This window comes from Streptomyces olivaceoviridis (assembly GCF_014650115.1).
GTDB classification, from domain to species: Bacteria; Actinomycetota; Actinomycetes; order Streptomycetales; family Streptomycetaceae; genus Streptomyces; species Streptomyces olivaceoviridis.
Genome location: NZ_BMUI01000003.1, coordinates 286,065 through 303,675, shown reverse-complemented (window position 1 = coordinate 303,675; position 17,611 = coordinate 286,065). Strand labels below are relative to the sequence as shown.

Below are 17,611 nucleotides of genomic sequence, written 5' to 3'. Positions count from 1 at the left end.
CGGTTCGGCGGCTTGCGGCCGGTGGATGGGAGCGAGGGGATGGGCTGGCGTCCCATGAGCCTCTCAGGTCACACGGGACCAGTGATTGGCGGATGTGGGCCACCCCAGCGACCTCCCGCCACGAGACCGACCCCGCCTCTTGGCCCAATTGCGCCCATCGCCCTCTGGAGGGGCGAGGCGAGGCCCCCGGGGAGTCCCGGGACTCCCCGGATTACCGGCATGAGCCGCAGTCGCCGATCCGCCCCGGCGTGCATGCGAGGCGCTGCCGCGCCCCACCCACTCACCGTTCGCCGCTTGGCCCTCCCGGCGTGCTGGCGAGGCGCGTTCGCGCAGCCCTGCCGACGATGCGGACCCAGCCAACCCGAGGGCCCGGTACCGGCCGGGGCCACCGCCTTTCCGGGCCGCTCGCTCGCTTCTTCCCCGTGCTGGAGCGGGCCGGGTCAAGGGTGGGCCGGAGGCCCATCGCCGAAGGCGACGCGGAACGCGCCCTTGACGCGGGCCGCGGAAGCACGACACTGGCCGAGAAGCGAGCGGCCCAACGGCCACGTGGAATCGCCGGTCAGAGAAGCCAGCGTGGCCCTGATCTCCGCGACCATGTACGCAGGCCGCCGGAAAACGTCCTCGGCACTGAAGCGGAGGAGGCTCCGGATCTCGGGGCAGCGGAGGAGCTGGTTGAAGCGGTCGATGTCCCTGCGGTGGGCTTCACGGGTGCCGTGGTAGGCGTACCCTTCGATCTCCACGGCGAGCCCTGCCGCCCGGAAGAGGAAGTCGACGACGCGGCGACTGCCGTCCGGGGTGCGCAGCTCGGCTTGGCTCTCGGGGTGCAGGTCGGCGTCGTGCATGCGCAGCCGGACGACCGTCTCGGCGGGGGAGCCGGCGAGCGGGTCGGTCAGCCGGAGCCAGTCCCGCGCCCGGAGCGACCCCTGCGAGGTCTTCCCCAGCGCGGCTGCGATCTGCTCCTTCCGGAGCAGCGGTGCGCGTCGGACTCGGCCGACCCTGCGGTACGTCAGGGCCGAGTCCACGGCGACGATCGCCGAGTCACGCGGCCCGCGGCGGAGAAGGTCGGCGCACGTGCGGGTCGGGGTGGTGAGCCGTAACCCCCGCCTCTCCACCACCTCACCTCTGCCGAGCGGCATCCGGTGCACGCGCACGCCGCTGCCCAGGCGGTGGATGCCGAGGTGCGGGTCGATGAAGTCCAGCGGCGCGCTGCGGCTACCGTCGAGCAGCTCGATCCGCCAGAGGCCGGCCGCCGAACCGTGGCTCACCACGAGTCGCGGTACGCGGAGTTGGACGGCCCGGAGGTGCGTGAGCAGGTCCGGGCCGCGCCCCGGCTCGGACCAGGCGCCGTGTCGGAGTTGCGTCCACCCCTCCGCCCGCAGCGCACGCGTCAGGCTACGCCTGGGCCAGCCGGCCGCTACGGCACGTGAGGTGAGGAGGACGCCTCTGTCCGCCGGCGCCCTCAGGTCCATCCGCTCCACACGGGCAAGATCGCAGAATCCGTGCCCTGCCGCTTGCCCTGTGGATAACCGGTGTGGTCAGCCCTTCAGGGAGTCGAGGAAGGAGCTCCAGGCGAGGGGGCGGAAGAGGAGTACGGGGCCGTCCTGGGGCTTCTTGGAGTCGCGGACGGGGATGACGCGGGGCACTCCGTGGGCGACTTCCACGCAGTCGGCGCCTTCTCCGTTGCTGTAGCTGCTCTTGCGCCAGGTGACGGAACTCAGGTCAATCCCCTTGCTGTGCTTCATGTCCGTAGTTCCTCGCTGCTTCTTCGATCAGGGACAGGGACGCCTCAGGCGGAAGTGCGACGGCCCTGAGCAGATCGTAAGAGCTCCGATATCTCTTCACTAGGGCCGGATAGTCGACAACCTGCCCGTCGAAGTTGCTCTCCGTCCACACCAGCGGGGGCGCGTCAGGGAAGGTCATGATCTTGGCCATGCCGTACATGAGCGGGTGCGCGGCGGTTGTTCGCGGGACGACCTGCAAAACGCTGTCCGTGGACTGGACCACGTCGAGGATGTGTTCCAACTGCTCGGCCATCTTCTCCGGGGGGAGCAGTGGATTCCGGATGACCGCCTCGTGGAGGATCGCCCAGTAGGCAGGGCGGTCCGCGCGGCTCCACAGCTCCGCCCGCTTCAATCGCGCGCGGGCACGCTTCTCGATCAGCTCTTGTGACGGCACCGGCTGCACGTGGCGCATGAGCACCCGCATGTACGGCTCGGTCTGCAGAAGCCCAGGAATGACGTTGGGCGCCCACTCCTCCAGGGTCTCCGCCTGTTTCTCCAGGTCCGGCATATCCTCGAAATAGAGGGGATGCCCCGACCGCCGCGCCTTGGCGGCATCTTCACACCGCCGCTCGAAAAACCCGTCCGTCCCCAGCACCTTGTCGACGTGCCGGGCCAGATCCACCGGCATCCGCCGCTCTCCCCGCTCGATCTGGCTCAGGAACGGCACGCCCCGGAAGCTTCCCTCCGCCAGTTGCTCCAAGGTCAGTCCCGCCAGCTCACGCTGATAGCGCAACTCGGCGCCGTAGAAGGAGGGCACGTTCGCCGAGGCGTCCGGGTCTTTGCGTGGGGGCATGACTCTTCACCGCCGTTTGCCACTTGCGCTTGCGCAGCCGAAACCTCTTCAAAAGGTACCGGCGTGGGCATCACTGTGTGACTGTTTCATCACAGAGAGCACAGGAAGGCGTACGCAACCGTGGCGTCCTCGAAACTCCCCTCCGCCCAGCGCGGCAACTCCGTCTACGACACCACCCTCTGCGTGGACGACCTGCGCGAGGCGCTCTCCGCCCACGGCATCACCTTGCCTTCCCTCCGGGTGGACCTGCCGAGCTTCGCGGGCAGATACGAACCCCCGGCCGGCCTGGTCGCGCTCGGCAACTGCAACACGGCGACGGCGCGCAAGCTGGCGGGCGCTGCGGCGTGAGGTACCTCTACCGAGCCGGCCGCCGCTGGACGTCGAGGTCGTCGCCGTACCGAAGGCACTCCAAGGGTTGCGCCGTACCGTCCGCCGCTACCTGGACGCGCCCTGTGCCGACGTCCAGCTCTGCGTCACCGAACTCGTCGGCAACGTCATCCGGCATGTGGGGGAGGGGGTCAGTGTTCGTGTACGGGTGGCCCGGACGGACGGTGGTCGCATTCGCGTCGAGGTCACCGACCCGGAGGCGCAAGCCCTCCCCGTACTCCTGCCTGCCACGGACGACGCCGAAGTGGGTCGTGGCCTCGCCCTGATCGACGCGGTGACCGTTCGGTGGGGTGTGGAGCAGGGGGTGGAGAAGACCGTGTGGTGTGAGCTGGCGGAGGGAGAGTGACCGGCCACCTCGGCGGGAGCACACGACAAGGGGCCGAGCTTCCGCCCGGCCCCTCGGAGGTGTGCTGCCGTGTCACGGCATGTGGTTGTCCTGCGTGGTGACGACCGTTGCCTGACCGTTGTCCGGACTCACGGGCATGGAGTTGTCGGCCAGAGCAGGGCTCGCAGCAGCGGCGGTGGCTCCGAGGATCAGGGCGGCGGTGGCCACGATCTTCTTGGTGAGCGTCATAGCGTCCTCCCGTTGTTGAATCGGCATCGGCGGCCGACGTTAGCTCCTGAGGGGGGAGTTGTTCGATGGAATCGAACAGTTCCCGCCGCAGATCGGTTGGATCTTGCCCTGCACACGCCTCGGCCGCGGCGGCTCCCCCTCCGCGCCGCCGCGGCCGATCCCCGTCGGGACGGAAGTCCTCAGGACTTACTTGCCGTCCAGCTCCAGGGCGGGCGGGACGGGCGAGTGGTTGTCCATGGTGGTGATCGCGTCGTCGATCGGCGGGACGGGCGAGTGGTTGTCCATGGTGGTGATCGCGTCGTCGATCGGCGGGACCGGCGAGTGGTTGTCCAGCGTGATGATGTCCTCGGACTTCTTCTTGGCCTCGGCCATGTGCACGGCTCCCCTGAAGGTGAGTTGGATCTGAGCGGCCCCTGCCCGGTAACTCCCCCGAGTGCTCCCGAGCAGGGACCTGACAGGACTCTCGCATATCTGTTGAGTCCCTCAGCGGCCCGCCTGCCCCCCGACGCGACGGGTCGATGGGTTGAGCATGCCAGCGAGGCATAAACAATCGATGAACGCCACTGTCGCCCGTCAGGCTGTGGAGACAGGTGACAGCAGCGCCCGGACGGCGTCGGCCTCCGGGGCTCCGGATTGCTCATAGAGAGGCAGCGCCTCAAGCCAACAGACCCGTGCGCGGTCGACCTGGCCCAAACCAGACAACGATCGGCCCAAGGCTGTGAGGACGCCGGCGCGCACCCGGTCACCGCCGATGCATCCAATGGCCAGTGCCTGCTCCGCGTGTTTGGCGGCCAACGTGTCTTGCCGCCCCACGAGGTGAGCCTGCGCGATACGGAAGTGAGTCGTCCCCTCCCACAGACGCTGCCGGTTCGTCTGGAACGTGTTCAGGGCGTCCGTGAGCTGCGCGAGGGCCTCGGACGGACGTCCGGCCTCGGTCAGCGCGATCCCCAAGGCGTACCGGGCGTTTGCCAGACGGACGGTGGCTCCCAGGCGGTCGTACAGATCGATTCCCTGCTGGGCGAGTGTTATCGCATGGCCGGTGCGTCCCATGGCCAGGTGGATGCGCGACAAGTTGCACAGAGCGCTTGCTTCACCTGCGAGGTTGCCATCCTGACGCGACGCTTCGATGGCGCGCATGAGATGTTGCTCAGCGTCCGCGTAACGGCCCTGGTTGAGGCCGATGATTCCCCGGTCGTTGCTCGTCCAGAAGACCGGCGTGGGATCTTCGGCTGTGTCCGCGAGCAAGCCCGCCAGTCGGGCTTCCTCGTCGGCCTCGCTGTAGCGGCCCGCCACCAGGTGGACGTTCGTCAGCACCGTACGGGCGCGGCCTTCAGCGTGCGCGTCGCCCGACGCCTGGGCGGCATCTCTGGCGGTGAGCGCGACAGACTCGTACTGCTTGGAGTTGGCCCCTGACTCCCCTAGATCTTTGGCTGCCCATAGAAGGTCCACGCCCCGGCGGATTCTGAGGTCCCCCAGGGCCTGACGAGCCGATGCCAGCACGCAATTGGCCTCGCAGTACAGCCAATCCAGTGCCTCTTGGCGGTTGTCAAAAATCAACCCCGGGTACTCGGTCGGCTCCAGGTGCTCCACCAACCGGTCCCCCGGTCGCTCCATCGCATAAACCCGCGCCGCCGTCGCCAGATAGAAATCCAGCACCCGAGACATAGCCGCCTCCCGCTCGCTGGGCGGCCACTCGTCCCTTTCCGCGCATGCCCGTGCGTACAGTCGGACCAGGTCGTGGAAGCGGTAGCGGCCCGGGGCCGCCGACTCCAGGAGTGACGTGTCCACCAGGGACTCCAGGAGGTCCTCCGTGTCCTCCGGGGGGAGGTCCAGGACCGCTGCCGCGGCGGCGAGGGAGATGTCCGGGCCGTCGGCCAGGCCCAGCAGGCGGAAGGCCCGGGCCTGGGGCGGCTCCAGTTGACCGTAGCCCAGTTCGAAGGTGGCCTTCACCGCCAGGTCGCCGGCCTGCAACTCGTCCAGGCGGCGCCGTTCGTCCGCCAGCTTGGCCGCCAGGACGGAGACCGTCCAGGTGCGGCGGGCCGCGAGGCGGGACGCCGCGATGCGGATCGCCAGCGGGAGGAAGCCGCAGGCCGCCACCACGTCCAGCGCGGCCTCGCGCTCCGCCGCCACCCGTTCCTCGCCCACGATCCTCGTGAAGAGGGCCAGCGCCTCGTCGGGGGACATGACGTCCAGGTCGACCAGGTGGGCGCCGGCGAGGTCGAGCATGCGGACGCGGGAGGTGACCAGGGCCGCGCAGCCCTCGGTGCCGGGGAGCAGGGGCCGTACCTGGGCCGCGTCCTTCGCGTTGTCCAGCAGGACCAGGACCCGGCGGCCGTCCAGGACGGAGCGGTAGAGCGCCGAGCGTTCCTCCAGGGAGTCGGGGATCGCGGTGTCGGGCGTGCCCAGCGCCCGCAGGAAGGAGCCCAGGACCGTTTCCGGTTCGGCCGGGCGGGGGCCCGCGCCCTGGAGGTCCACGTACAGCTGGCCGTCGGGGAAGACCGGGCGGGCCCGGTGGGCCACGTGGACCGCCAGCGTCGTCTTGCCCACGCCGCCGATGCCGGCCAGGGCCGAGACCGCCATCACCCGGCCCCCCGCCTCGGACGCCGAGGACAGCACCTCGGTCAGGTCCGTCACGAAGGAGGAACGGCCGGTGAAGTCGGGGACGGAGGCGGGGAGCTGGGCCGGGCGGACCGGGGTCGCCGTCGGCTCCGTCACGGGGGCGGACGGTTCCGCCAGGGCCGGGTCCGCCTGGAGGATGCGCTGCTGGAGTTCGCTGAGTCCCGGGCGGGGGTCGACCCCCAGCTCCTCCGACAGCAGGCGGCGGGTGTCGGCGTAGACCGCGAGGGCCTCCGCCTGGCGTCCGCTCCTGTACAGCGCCAGCATCAGCAGTTCGCGCAGGCGCTCCCGGAGCGGGTGCGCCGCCGTGAGGGCCGTCAGTTCCGAGACCGCCTCCGCGTGGCAGCCCTGTTCCAGGTCCAGGTCCAGGCGGGTCTCCAGCAGGCCGAGCCGCCACTCCTCCAGGCGGGCCCGCTGGGCCTCGGCGTACGGGCCGGGGACGCCGGCCAGGGGCTCGCCGTCCCACAGGTCGAGGGCCTGGTTCAGCAGCGCCCGGGCCCGGCCGAGCTCCCCGGTGCCCCGCGCCTTCTCCGCCTCCGCCGCCAGGTCCTGCGCGACCGCCAGGTCCAGGGCGCCTTCGCGCAGGCCCCGGATCGCGTACCCGCCGGACTCGCTGATCAGGACGCCGTGGCTGAGCACCTTGCGCAGCCGGGAGGCGTACGTGCGGACCGCCGCCAGTGCCTGGGACGGCGGCTCGGGCCCCCACAGCGCGTCGATGAGCTCCGCCGCCGTGGCCGTACGGCCCTCGCGCAGCAGCAGGGCGGCCAGCAGGGCGCGCTGCTGGGGGGAGCCCGTGCTGAGCGCCTCCTCGCCGTGCCAGGCCCGCACCGGACCGAGCACGCCGAAGCGCAGCGGGCCGGGCTCCGCGACGGGCGCGGAGCCGGCACGCCGCTGCTCGGGTACTCGCGGCCCACCGTCCATGCGTTCGTCCCCCTCGGCATCACGAACAACCCCGTCAGTTTGCCTTGTTCCGGGCGGTTGCGTCAGCCGTGGGAGACGCCGATCACAGCAGGCCGCACCTGGGTGCACAGAGCCCTCACAACCTCTCCGCATGCGGGCTGTCGGGCACCGATAGCTGACGGTTCGTCAGATCAGCGCTACCGTGCAGGACATGGAGACCACACAGTTCCCGCTGATCATCTCCGTCGACGACCACACCGTTGAACCGCCCGGGGTGTGGCAGGACCGGCTGCCGAGGAAGTACCGGGACACCGGGCCCCGGATCGTGCGCGCGCCGCTGAAGGAGATGACCTTCCTGGGCGGCCGTTTCAAGCCGGTCATGGGCACTTCGGGCAGCGACGAAGGCCCCGTCGGCGACTGGTGGGTGTACGAGGACCTGCGCCGGCCGCTGACCCGCCTCGACACCGCCGTGGGGTACGCCCGGGACGAGGTCCGGCTGGAAGTGATCACATACGAGCAGATGCGGCCCGGGTCGTACGACGTGTCCGCCCGCCTCGCCGACATGGAGGTCAACCACGTCCAGTCGGCGGTCTGCTTCCCCACCTTCCCCCGCTTCTGCGGGCAGACCTTCACCGAGGCCGCCGACAAGGACCTCGCCCTGCTCTGCGTCCGGGCCTACAACGACTGGATGGTGGAGGAGTGGTGCGGGCCCGAGGCGCACGGGCGGCTGATACCGCTCACGCTCATCCCTCTGTGGGACGCCGCACTGGCCGCGCGGGAGGTGCGGCGGAACGCCGAACGCGGGGTCCGGGCCGTCGCCTTCTCCGAGATACCCCCGCACCTGGGCCTGCCGTCCGTGCACACCGACGACTGGGACCCGTTCCTCGCGGCCTGCGACGAGACCGGCACCGTCATCGCCATGCACATCGGGTCGTCGAGCCGGATGCCCTCGACCTCCGCCGACGCCCCGCCCGCCGTCGGCTCCACCATCACCTTCGCCAACTGCTGCTTCTCGATGGTCGACTGGCTGTTGAGCGGCAAGTTCGAGCGCTTCCCGCACCTCAAGGTCATGTACGCCGAGGGGCAGATCGGCTGGATCCCGTACATCCTGGAGCGCGCCGATGTGGTGTGGGAGGAGAACCGGGGGTGGGGCGGGGTGGCCGGCAAGGTCACCCGGCCGCCGTCCGAGCTGTTCGCCGAGCACGTCCACGGCTGCTTCTTCGACGACGCCTTCGGGCTGAGGAACCTCGACGCCATCGGTGTCGGGAACGTCCTGTACGAGACCGACTACCCGCACTCCGACTCCACCTGGCCCACGTCCCGCGAGGTCGGCGAGGCGCAGATGGGGCACCTGCCGGCGGATGTGGTCGAGCGGATCGTCCGGGGGAACGCCATCGAGCTGCTGGGGCTGACCCCGGAAGGGCTGTGGCGGGGGTGAGCGCCCTGGCGTACGGCATCCAGCTCCCCGTCCAGTCGCAGAGCACCCTGTACACGGAGGAGTGGGAGACCGGGGCCGGGCCGCGGGACCTGGTCGCGGTGGCGCGGGCGGCGGAGGCGGCCGGGTTCGCGTACGTCGCCTGCTGCGACCACGTCGCCGTACCGCGCCGCCTCGCCCCGGCCATGAGCACGGTCTGGTACGACCCCGTGGCCACCCTCGCCCACCTCGCCGCCGTCACCGAGCGGGTACGGCTGCTCAGCCATGTGGCCGTCGTCGGGCTCCGGCACCCGCTGCTGACCGCCAAGCAGTACGCCACCCTCGACCACCTCTCCGGCGGGCGGCTGGTCCTCGGTGTGGGGGCCGGGCACGTGCGGGAGGAGTTCGAGGTGCTCGGAGCCGACTTCGAGCGGCGGGGGGCCGTGCTCGACGAGAGCATCGACGCCCTGCGGGCCGCCCTCGGGCCCGACGAGTTCCCCGAGCACCACGGGAAGCACTACGACTTCGCCGGCCTGGGCCAGCGCCCCCGCCCCGCGCAGCCGCACGTCCCCCTGTGGGTCGGCGGTTCCTCGCCCGCCGCCGTCCGCCGGGCCGCGCTGAAGGGCGACGGCTGGCTGCCGCAGGGCGATCCGCGGGAACGGCTGCCGGCGCAGATCGGCCGGATCCGGCGCCTGCGGGAGGACGCCGGCCTCGACGGGCCCTACACCGTCGGCGCCCTCACCGAGCCGCTGTACGTGGGCACGCCCGCCTGGGAGGTCGGGCGGCGCACGGTCAGCGGCCCCCCGCGGGCGCTCGCCGAGTCCCTGCGCGCCTACCGCGCGATGGGCGTGGACCAGATCCAGGTGCGGTTCCGCAGCCGCAGCCGCGCCGAGCTCACCGACCAGGTGGCGGCCTTCGGAGCCGAAGTGGCTCCCGACCTCTGAGGAGTACGGCATGGGCAAGCTGGACGGACGCGTCGTGATCGTCACCGGGGCGGCGCGCGGGCAGGGCGAGCAGGAGGCGCGGCTGTTCCGGGCGGAGGGCGCGCGGGTGGCCGTCGCCGATGTGCTGGACGAGCAGGGGGAGGCCCTCGCCAAGGAGATCGGGGCGCTGTACGTCCATCTCGACGTCGGTACGGAGGACGGCTGGCGGGAGGCCGTGGCCGCCGTCAAAGGGGCGTACGGCCGCATCGACGGCCTGGTCAACAACGCGGGCATCCTGCGCTTCAACGCCCTCGTGGACACCCCGCTGGACGAGTTCATGCAGGTCGTGCGGGTCAACCAGGTCGGCTGCTTCCTGGGGATCAAGGCCGTGGCGCCGGAGCTGGCGGACGGGGGCACGATCGTCAACACCGCCTCCTACACCGCTCTGACCGGCATGGCGGCCGTGGGGACGTACGCCGCCACCAAGCACGCCGTGCTGGGGCTGACCCGGGTGGCCGCGCTGGAGCTGGCGGGCCGGCGGATCCGGGTCAACGCCATCTGTCCGGGTGCCGTCGACACCGCGATGTCGAACCCGGCCCGGCTGGATCCGGACGCCGACCCGGAGGCGATGGGCCGGGCCCTGGACGAGCTGTACCGGGGGCTCGTGCCGCTGGGCCGGATCGGCCGGCCGGAGGAGGTGGCCCGGCTCGCCCTCTTCCTCACCTCGGACGACTCCTCGTACATCACCGGGCAGCCGTTCGTGATCGACGGCGGCTGGCTGGCGGGCGTCAGCGTCATCTGAAGCCCCACCTGACTGTCCGTCAGCTCTTGACGGTGGAAGCGGCCGGTGCGACAGTCGGCCGACGAACGGTATCTGACGGTGTGTCAGACAACTTGGGACGGTGAACCGCCGTGGAATTCGGGCTCTTTGTACAGGGATACGTGGGCAAGCGCGCCGAGACCGACCCGCTGGCCGAGCACAAGGCGCTGATGGAGGAGACCGAGTACGTCATCCAGGCGGACAAGTCCGGCTTCAAGTACGCCTGGGCCTCCGAGCACCACTTCCTGGAGGAGTACTCCCACCTGTCCGCCAACGACGTCTTCCTCGGCTACCTCGCGCACGCGACCGAGCGGATCCACCTGGGCTCCGGGATCTTCAACCCGCTGGCCCCGGTCAACCACCCGGTGAAGGTCGCCGAGAAGGTCGCCATGCTGGACCACCTCAGTGAGGGCCGCTTCGAGTTCGGCAGCGGGCGCGGGGCCGGGTCCCACGAGATCCTCGGGTTCATGCCGGGCGTGACCGACATGAACCACACGAAGGAGATCTGGGAGGAGACGATCGCCGAGTTCCCGAAGATGTGGCTCCAGGACGAGTACCCGGGCTTCCAGGGCAAGCACTGGCAGCTCCCGCCGCGGAAGGTCCTGCCGAAGCCGTACGGGACGTCCCACCCGGCGATGTGGTACGCGGCCGGGTCCCCGCCGTCGTACGCCATGGCCGCGAGGAAGGGGCTCGGGGTGCTCGGCTTCAGCATCCAGAAGGTCTCCGACATGGAATGGGTGCTGGAGCAGTACAAGACGGCGATCGTGGACGCGGAGCCGGTGGGGGACTTCGTCAACGACAACGTGATGGTGACGACCACCGCGATCTGCGCGCCCACGCACGCCGAGGCGATCGAGACCGCGGTGGCCGGCGGACTGCACTACCTGCCCTCGCTGGTCTTCCGGTACCACGACACGTTCCCCCGGCCGGAGGGGTTCCCGGTGTGGCCGGAGACGCTGCCCGAGTACACACCGGAGTTCGTGGAGCTGCTGATCGAGGAGGAGCTGCTGATCTGCGGCGATCCGGACGAGGTGCTGCGGCAGTGCAAGCGGTGGGAGCAGGCGGGCGCCGACCAGTTGAGCTTCGGGTTGCCGGTGGGCGTGCCGAAGGAGGAGACGCTGCGGACGATCCGGCTCATCGGCGAGCACGTCATTCCGAAGATCGACACCGATCCGGTGCACCGGACCACCAGGTTCCGGCAGGCCGTGTAAGGGGGTTCCCGGCATGCTGGACCACCTCGTCAAGGGCGCCACCGTCGTCGACGGCACCGGCGCACCCGGCTACACCGCCGACGTCGGCATCCGCGACGGACGGATCGCCGTCATCGGCAAGGTCACCGAGGAAGCCCGCACCACGGAGGACGCCGCCGGACTCGTCCTCGCCCCCGGCTTCGTCGACCCCCACACCCACTACGACGCCCAGCTCTTCTGGGACCCGTACGCCACGCCCTCGCTCAACCACGGGGTCACCACCGTGGCCGCCGGGAACTGCGGGTTCACCCTCGCGCCGCTGAACCCCGCCCGCCCCGGGGACGCCGACTACACGCGCCGCATGATGTCCAGGGTCGAGGGGATGTCCCTGGTGGCGCTGGAGCAGGGCGCGCCCTGGAGCTGGCACGGGTTCGGGGAGTACCTGGACGCCCTGGAGGGGCGGATCGCGGTGAACGCCGGGTTCATGGTGGGGCACTGCGCGCTGCGGCGGTACGTGATGGGGCCACAGGCCGTCGGCGGGCAGCCGGACGAGGAGCGGCTCGGTGCGATGCTCCGGCTGCTGCACGAGGCCATGGACGCCGGGGCCTGGGGGCTGTCGACCACGCAGTCCGGCACGCACTCCGACGGCGACGGGCAGCCCGTGGCCTCCCGGCACGCGCGGCCGGCGGAGCTGCTGGCGCTGGCGCGGGCCGTCGGGGAGCACGAGGGGACGCAGATCGAGGCGATCGTCGCCGGGTGCCTGGACCAGTTCAGCGACGCCGAGATCGAACTGCTGGCCGAGCTGAGCGCGGTCGCCGGGCGCCCCCTGAACTGGAACGTGCTCACCATCGACGCGGCCGTCCCGGAGCGGGTGCCCCGGCAGCTGGGCGCGAGCGAGCGGGCCCGGAAGGCCGGCGGGCGGGTCGTGGCGCTCACCATGCCGATCCTCACCCCGATGAACATGTCCCTCGGCACGTTCTGCGCCCTCAACCTGATACCGGGGTGGGGCCCGGTCCTGGGGCTCCCGGTGCCCGAGCGCATCGCCCGGCTGCGGGACCCGGACGTCCGCGCCGGGATGCTGCGGCGGGCCGGGTCGAAGGAGGCCGGCGTCTTCCGGCGGCTCACGGACTTCGGGCGGTACGTCATCGGCGACACCTACAGTGAGGCCAACCGGGGGCTCACCGGACGGGTGGTGCGCGACATCGCCGCCGAGCGCGGACAGGACCCCTTCGCCTGCCTGGTGGAGATCTGCGCCCACGACGAGCTGCGTACGGTCCTGTGGCCCATGCCGACCGACAACGACCCGGCGTCCTGGGCGCTGCGCGCCGAGACCTGGCAGCACGAGGACGTCCTGCTCGGCGGCTCGGATGCGGGCGCCCACCTGGACCGGATGTGCGGGGCGCCGTACACCACCCGCTTCCTCGGGGACTGTCTGCGCGGGCGGCGGCTGGTCGGTCTGGAGCGGGCGGTGCGGATGCTGACGGACGACCCGGCGCGGCTCTTCGGGCTGCGGGAGCGGGGACGGGTGCGGGAGGGCTGGCACGCGGACCTCGTCCTCTTCGACCCGGAGCGGATCGACGCCGGCCAGGCCCGGCTGGTGCACGACCTGCCGGGCGACAGCCCCCGCCTGGACTCCCGGGCGATCGGGGTGCGGGCCGTGTGGGTCAACGGCGTGGAGGCGATCCGGGACGACGTGGTGACCGGGGCCGTACCGGGCCGGGTGCTGCGGTCCGGGCGGGACACGCGGACGGTGAGCACGCGGTGAGCGCGGCCGGCGGGCACGCGGCGGACGCGGGCGGTGCGCACGCGGGGGGTGCCGGTGGTGCGCACGCGGGGGGCGAGGGGCAGCCGCTGTTCGTCGGCGGCCGGTGGGTGGCGCCGGACGCCGGGCACTACCCGGTGACCGACCCGGCCACCGAGGAGACCGTCGGCTGGGCTCCGGAGGCCTCGACCGCGCAGGCGCGGGCGGCCTGCGCGGCGGCCCGGGAGGCGTTCGGGGCGTGGTCGCGGACCCGGCCGGAGGAGCGGGCCGCGCTGCTCGGGCGGGCCGCGGAGATCATCCGGGAGCGGCTGGTGCCGTATGCCGACCTGGCCCGTGCCGAGACCGGCGCGACCACCGGGACGGCTCGCGCGATGCAGGTCGGGGTGGCCGCGGCCCGCTTCCGCCGGTACGCGCGCGTGGAGCCCGCCGAGTGGGCCGTCGCCCCGCAGATCAACGAGGCCGGGCCGATGGGGAGGGCCGGGGTGATGGGGGCGCTGGCGGTACGGCAGCCCGTCGGGGTCGTCACCTGCGTCACCTCGTACAACAACCCGTGGGCCAACCCGGCCGGGAAGATCGCCCCGGCGCTGGCGATGGGCAACACGGTCGTGGTCAAGCCCGCCCCGCAGGACCCCCTCTCCGTGTACCGGATGGCCGAGGCGCTGGAGGCGGCCGGGGTGCCGCCGGGCGTGGTGAACGTCGTCTCCGGGCGGGACGTGTCCGTGGGGGAGGCCGTGGTGGCCTCCGGTGACGTCGACATGGTCAGCTTCACCGGGTCCACGGCCGTCGGGCGGCGCATCGGCGAGGTGTGCGGGCGGGACATGAAGCGGCAGCTGATGGAGCTGGGCGGGAAGGGGGCCGCGCTCGTCCTCGACGACGCCGACCTCGCCTCGGCCGTCGCCGGCATCGGCACCACCTTCTCCTTCTACAGCGGCCAGATCTGCACGGCCCCGACCCGGGTACTGGCCCAGCGCGGGGTGTACGACCGCCTGGTGGAGCAGCTGGCCGCGTACGCGGGCCGCCTGAAGGTGGGGGACCCGGCGGCTGCGGACACGGTCGTGGGCCCGCTGATCTCCGCCGAGCACCGGGCGCGCGTGGAGTCGTACGTCGAACTGGGGCGCGAGGAGGGCGCCGTGGTCGTGTCGGGCGGCGAACGCCCGCCCCTGGAGCGGGGGTTCTTCGTCGCGCCCACCCTCCTCGCCGACTGCGCGAACGACATGCGGGTGGCGCGGGAGGAGATCTTCGGGCCCGTGGTGGTGGTGATCCCGTTCGACGAGGAGGAGGAAGGCGTGGCCCTCGCCAACGACTCCGACTACGGCCTCATCGACTACGTCTGGTCCGGCGACGTCGCCCGCGCCTTCCGGCTGGCGCGACAACTGCGGGCCGGCGGTGTCGGCATCAACACCGTCGGGCGCAACATGGAGGCCCCGTTCGGCGGCTTCAAGAAGAGCGGCGTCGGCCGGGACGTCGGCGTCCACGCCCTGCACGCGTACAGCGAGGTGCAGTCCCTGGTGTGGCCGGGGTGAGGGACCGGCGGGCGACGGGGCTCAGTCGGTCAGGTCCACCCGTACGGTCAGCAGGTCCGTGCCGAGCGCGCGTACCGCCGCGCTGTTGAGGCGGGGCAGGGTGCGCAGCCGGGCCGCGGGGTCGTCGTCGGGGAGCAGGTGGGCGGTGCCGTGGTGCCAGCGGCCGGCGATGCGGACCCGGACCGTGGGGTCGGCCTGGATGTTGCGCACGTACTGCGACTTCAGGCCGAACTCGGAGACCAGCCAGTAGGAGCCGCCGACCCGGCGCCCGCCGATCGGGGTCCGCCGGGGCAGCCCGGAGGTCCGGCCGGTGGTCTCCAGCAGGTTCTGGAACGGCAGGCGCCGGATGAGCGGGTTGGCGACGTACCGCTGGAAGCGGGTCACGACGCGGTGCTTGCGGTCTGCGCGGCCTGACATGACTCCGGCTCCCCTGTTCTCTCCCGGCACGAGGACGCCAGCCTCCACCACGCCACGCCGGAGCGCAACGGGGCCACGCCCCGGACCCGCCTCACCGAGCCGTCCCGGGCCCCCCGACTTCCGCCGGTCCGAGGAAGACCGGGTTGGTGAACGCGGCCATCGCCCCCGGCACCGGGCCGAGCGCCGTCTCGTGCCGTAGTTCGGCCCGCACATAGGCCGCGCGGTCCGGGGTCGTGCGCCACTCCACGGTGCCCGCGCCGGACACCGGCAGCGGTTCGCCGGTGTACAGCACGCCCTGGTCGGTGACGAACCGCACCGAGCAGCGCGGCGCCCCGGACACCTCCAGCCGGACGGTCACCGGGGTGTCCCGCCCGGCCGCCAACCGCTCCCCGATCCCGGCCCGTCCACCCTCTTCGGCCGTCACGGAGAACGCCAGCGAGACCTGCCGTGACTCGGCCACGTACGACCGCCCGGCCCGCAGCCCCTCCTGGATCGCCTCCCGGGTCAGGCCGTCGGCGAGGACGACCGTCTGGGGCAGCCCGACGACGTCCGGGGCGCGATGGGCGTCGCTGTTGCCCATCGCCGGCAGCCACGCCCGCTCGCCCCGCGCCGACGCCACCAGCCCCGCGTCCCAGGCCGCCAGCGCCACTTCCTCGTCAGGTGTCCAGAGCCCGTTCCACACCTCCACGACGTCCGCCCGCGCGAACCCGAACTTCCAGCCGCAGCCCACGCAGTCGGCGTGCGGATGGGCCGGGACGACCAGACCGCCGGCCCGCCGGATCTCCCGCGCGAAGTGCGCCCAGCGGCCGTCCCTGGCCCGGTAGCGCCAGTCGACGAAGGTGCCCGGCTCGGTGCCGAGCGCCAGGACGTGCCCGTTCCTGGTGGTGACCTCCTCGCCGAGCAGCACCAGCAGGTCGTCGCCGGCCGCGTCGGCCCAGTGGGCGTGCGAGGCGTGCGTGTTGTGGTCGGAGCTGTTGAGGAAGTCGAGCCCGGCCGCGCGGGCCAGGTCCGCGATCTCGGCCGGGGTGCGGCGCCCGTCGGAGTGCCAGGAGTGCAGATGGCAGTCGCCCCGGTACCAGTCCCGCCCCCGCCCCCGGGCCCGGTCCGGCGGGTACACCGGCTCGGGCGTCTCCCCGGCCGCCCCCTCCGTCAGCGTGACGGTCACCTCGTACGACAGCCCCTGCGGCGCCACGGTGTACGGCCCGAGCGCGATGGACCACGTGCCGGGCGTCAGCGGCCCCGGGAGATACCCGGGCGTCGCCGCGTCCGCGCGCACGAAGAACTCGCCGCGTGCCCCGCCCGACCACCCCCGGAACCCCCGCCCGCCCAGCTCGGTACCGCGCGTGTCGAACAGCCCGATGTCGAGGGCGTTGCCGGGGGTGCCGGGCGGGACGGGGGGTTTGTCGTAGGTGTAGGAGACCCGCAACTCCGCGGTTCCCGGCGGTACTTCGAACGGGAGGTAGACGTAGTCGGGGGAGCCCGGGGGGAGAGTGCCGCGCAAGGTGGTCACAAGGCCCACGGTAGGCGCCCCGAAGGGCGCGGGACAGTATCGATATGCGACGTTGCCGCGTGGGCGCGACAAGCCGCGACGGACCCGCGCGCACCCCTGACGAGCGACCAACCGGTCGGTACGATGCCCCATGCGCATCTCCGTCACGATCTTCCTCACCGACGAGACCGTCACCCCCACCCACCTCGCCCGCGAACTGGAACAACGCGGGTTCTCCGGCCTCTACCTCCCGGAGCACACCCACATCCCGGTCGACCGCACCACCCCCTACCCCGCCGGCGGCGACCTCCCGCGCGAGTACGGCCGCACCCTCGACCCCTTCGTGGCCCTGGCCCAGGCGGCGGCCGTGACCCAGCGGCTGGCGCTCGGTACCGGCATCACCCTCGTCGCCCAGCACGACCCCATCGACCTCGCCAAGCAGATCGCCTCCCTCGACCACCTGTCCGGCGGCCGTTTCACCCTCGGCCTCGGCTACGGCTGGAACGTGGAGGAGGCCGCCGACCACGGCGTGACCTGGCGGACCCGCCGGGAGCTGGTCCGGGAACGGATGGCGCTGATGCGCGCGCTGTGGAGCGAGGAGCCGACCGCGTACGAGGGGGAGTTCGGCGCCGTACGGGCCAGCTTCGCCCACCCCAAGCCCGCCCAGAAGCCGCGCGGCCCGGTCGTCGGCCCGCGCACGCTCGTCGGCGGGGCCGCCGGACCCAAGCTGTTCGCGCACATCGCCGAGTACGCCGACGGCTGGCTGCCGATCGGCGGGCGCGGACTTTCCGAGTCGCTGCCCGTGCTGCGCTCGGTGTGGGCGGACGCGGGCCGGGACCCGGCCGCCCTCCAGGTCGTGCCGTACGCCGTCCAGCCCACCCCCGGCAAGCTCGCCCACTACGCCGAACTGGGCATCGAGGAGGTCGTGGTGCAGTTGCCGCCGGCCAGGGAGGCGGAGGTGCTGCGGGCGCTCGACGCCTACGGCCCCCTCCTCCCGGACAGTGCCCCGCAACAGTGATCAA

Annotated in this window: 17 protein-coding genes; 9 read left to right on the top strand and 8 right to left on the bottom strand. The window is 72.1% G+C overall.

Going from position 1 to position 17,611, the window contains the following annotated elements; genetic code table 11:
- Nucleotides 1-440: 440 nt before the first annotated feature.
- The 3 genes from IE273_RS43375 to IE273_RS07845 form a co-directional block, all read right to left on the bottom strand.
- On the bottom strand, nucleotides 441-1,265 hold the full coding sequence (locus tag IE273_RS43375) for an endonuclease domain-containing protein (RefSeq protein ID WP_229887124.1): 825 nt from the start codon (nucleotides 1,263-1,265) through the stop codon (nucleotides 441-443).
- 270 nt (nucleotides 1,266-1,535) lie between these two features.
- On the bottom strand, nucleotides 1,536-1,742 hold the full coding sequence (locus IE273_RS07850) for a DUF397 domain-containing protein (RefSeq protein ID WP_189814405.1): 207 nt from the start codon (nucleotides 1,740-1,742) through the stop codon (nucleotides 1,536-1,538).
- On the bottom strand, nucleotides 1,720-2,574 hold the full coding sequence (locus tag IE273_RS07845; protein ID WP_189814404.1) for a helix-turn-helix domain-containing protein: 855 nt from the start codon (nucleotides 2,572-2,574) through the stop codon (nucleotides 1,720-1,722). Before IE273_RS07845 ends, IE273_RS07850 begins: the two co-directional genes overlap by 23 nt.
- Before the next feature lie 120 nt (nucleotides 2,575-2,694).
- Between IE273_RS07845 and IE273_RS07840 the strand changes: the two genes are divergently transcribed.
- Both IE273_RS07840 and IE273_RS07835 read left to right on the top strand, forming a co-directional pair.
- Nucleotides 2,695-2,922 (top strand): hypothetical protein, encoded by a 228-nt coding sequence (locus tag IE273_RS07840; RefSeq protein ID WP_189814403.1) that lies wholly within the window; start codon nucleotides 2,695-2,697, stop codon nucleotides 2,920-2,922.
- Between the two features lie 67 nt (nucleotides 2,923-2,989).
- Nucleotides 2,990-3,307, top strand: coding sequence for an ATP-binding protein (locus IE273_RS07835; RefSeq protein ID WP_229887123.1), 318 nt, complete (start codon nucleotides 2,990-2,992; stop codon nucleotides 3,305-3,307).
- 72 nt (nucleotides 3,308-3,379) lie between these two features.
- Here IE273_RS07835 and IE273_RS07830 read toward each other — a convergent pair whose 3' ends face one another.
- From IE273_RS07830 to afsR, 3 genes are all read right to left on the bottom strand, one after another.
- Nucleotides 3,380-3,535, bottom strand: coding sequence for a hypothetical protein (locus tag IE273_RS07830; protein ID WP_189814402.1), 156 nt, complete (start codon nucleotides 3,533-3,535; stop codon nucleotides 3,380-3,382).
- Between the two features lie 186 nt (nucleotides 3,536-3,721).
- A complete protein-coding gene (gene afsS, locus IE273_RS07825) occupies nucleotides 3,722-3,907 on the bottom strand; it encodes a regulatory protein AfsS (protein WP_059264634.1) in 186 nt (61 codons plus the stop codon).
- A gap of 201 nt (nucleotides 3,908-4,108) precedes the next feature.
- Nucleotides 4,109-7,072 carry an SARP-family global regulator AfsR gene (gene afsR, locus IE273_RS07820; RefSeq protein ID WP_189814401.1) on the bottom strand — a complete coding sequence of 988 codons (2,964 nt, stop codon included), beginning with the start codon at nucleotides 7,070-7,072 and terminating at the stop codon, nucleotides 4,109-4,111.
- A gap of 190 nt (nucleotides 7,073-7,262) precedes the next feature.
- Between afsR and IE273_RS07815 the strand changes: the two genes are divergently transcribed.
- The 6 genes from IE273_RS07815 (at nucleotide 7,263) to IE273_RS07790 (ending at nucleotide 14,683) form a co-directional block, all read left to right on the top strand.
- A complete protein-coding gene (locus tag IE273_RS07815; RefSeq protein ID WP_189814400.1) occupies nucleotides 7,263-8,489 on the top strand; it encodes an amidohydrolase family protein in 1,227 nt (408 codons plus the stop codon).
- Nucleotides 8,490-8,494: 5 nt separating this feature from the next.
- Complete coding sequence (locus IE273_RS07810) at nucleotides 8,495-9,409, top strand: LLM class F420-dependent oxidoreductase (protein ID WP_189814631.1); 915 nt, start codon at nucleotides 8,495-8,497, stop codon at nucleotides 9,407-9,409.
- Between the two features lie 10 nt (nucleotides 9,410-9,419).
- Complete coding sequence (locus IE273_RS07805; protein ID WP_189814399.1) at nucleotides 9,420-10,190, top strand: SDR family NAD(P)-dependent oxidoreductase; 771 nt, start codon at nucleotides 9,420-9,422, stop codon at nucleotides 10,188-10,190.
- A 110-nt stretch (nucleotides 10,191-10,300) separates the two neighbouring features.
- Complete coding sequence (locus IE273_RS07800) at nucleotides 10,301-11,419, top strand: LLM class flavin-dependent oxidoreductase (protein WP_189814398.1); 1,119 nt, start codon at nucleotides 10,301-10,303, stop codon at nucleotides 11,417-11,419.
- A 13-nt stretch (nucleotides 11,420-11,432) separates the two neighbouring features.
- Nucleotides 11,433-13,163, top strand: a complete 1,731-nt coding sequence (locus IE273_RS07795) for an N-acyl-D-amino-acid deacylase family protein (protein WP_189814397.1) — start codon at nucleotides 11,433-11,435, stop codon at nucleotides 13,161-13,163.
- Nucleotides 13,164-13,249: 86 nt separating this feature from the next.
- Complete coding sequence (locus IE273_RS07790; protein WP_189814630.1) at nucleotides 13,250-14,683, top strand: aldehyde dehydrogenase family protein; 1,434 nt, start codon at nucleotides 13,250-13,252, stop codon at nucleotides 14,681-14,683.
- 21 nt (nucleotides 14,684-14,704) lie between these two features.
- Here IE273_RS07790 and IE273_RS07785 read toward each other — a convergent pair whose 3' ends face one another.
- Nucleotides 14,705-15,100, bottom strand: a complete 396-nt coding sequence (locus tag IE273_RS07785; protein WP_189814396.1) for a nitroreductase/quinone reductase family protein — start codon at nucleotides 15,098-15,100, stop codon at nucleotides 14,705-14,707.
- Nucleotides 15,101-15,191: 91 nt separating this feature from the next.
- Entirely contained in the window at nucleotides 15,192-16,610 is a 1,419-nt protein-coding gene (locus tag IE273_RS07780; protein WP_373309312.1) for a CehA/McbA family metallohydrolase, read from the bottom strand.
- 130 nt (nucleotides 16,611-16,740) lie between these two features.
- Between IE273_RS07780 and IE273_RS07775 the strand changes: the two genes are divergently transcribed.
- Complete coding sequence (locus IE273_RS07775) at nucleotides 16,741-17,607, top strand: LLM class F420-dependent oxidoreductase (RefSeq protein ID WP_189814394.1); 867 nt, start codon at nucleotides 16,741-16,743, stop codon at nucleotides 17,605-17,607.
- Nucleotides 17,608-17,611: the final 4 nt, after the last annotated feature.

Bases quoted from the DNA above. Each gene is read 5' to 3' on its own strand.
- IE273_RS07850 (WP_189814405.1), bottom strand. From the start codon at position 1,742: ATGAAGCACAGCAAGGGGATTGACCTGAGTTCCGTCACCTGGCGCAAG.
- IE273_RS07845 (WP_189814404.1), bottom strand. From the start codon at position 2,574: ATGCCCCCACGCAAAGACCCGGACGCCTCGGCGAACGTGCCCTCCTTC.
- IE273_RS07830 (WP_189814402.1), bottom strand. From the start codon at position 3,535: ATGACGCTCACCAAGAAGATCGTGGCCACCGCCGCCCTGATCCTCGGA.
- afsS (WP_059264634.1), bottom strand. From the start codon at position 3,907: ATGGCCGAGGCCAAGAAGAAGTCCGAGGACATCATCACGCTGGACAAC.
- afsR (WP_189814401.1), bottom strand. From the start codon at position 7,072: ATGGACGGTGGGCCGCGAGTACCCGAGCAGCGGCGTGCCGGCTCCGCG.
- IE273_RS07815 (WP_189814400.1), top strand. From the start codon at position 7,263: ATGGAGACCACACAGTTCCCGCTGATCATCTCCGTCGACGACCACACC.
- IE273_RS07805 (WP_189814399.1), top strand. From the start codon at position 9,420: ATGGGCAAGCTGGACGGACGCGTCGTGATCGTCACCGGGGCGGCGCGC.
- IE273_RS07795 (WP_189814397.1), top strand. From the start codon at position 11,433: ATGCTGGACCACCTCGTCAAGGGCGCCACCGTCGTCGACGGCACCGGC.
- IE273_RS07785 (WP_189814396.1), bottom strand. From the start codon at position 15,100: ATGTCAGGCCGCGCAGACCGCAAGCACCGCGTCGTGACCCGCTTCCAG.
- IE273_RS07775 (WP_189814394.1), top strand. From the start codon at position 16,741: ATGCGCATCTCCGTCACGATCTTCCTCACCGACGAGACCGTCACCCCC.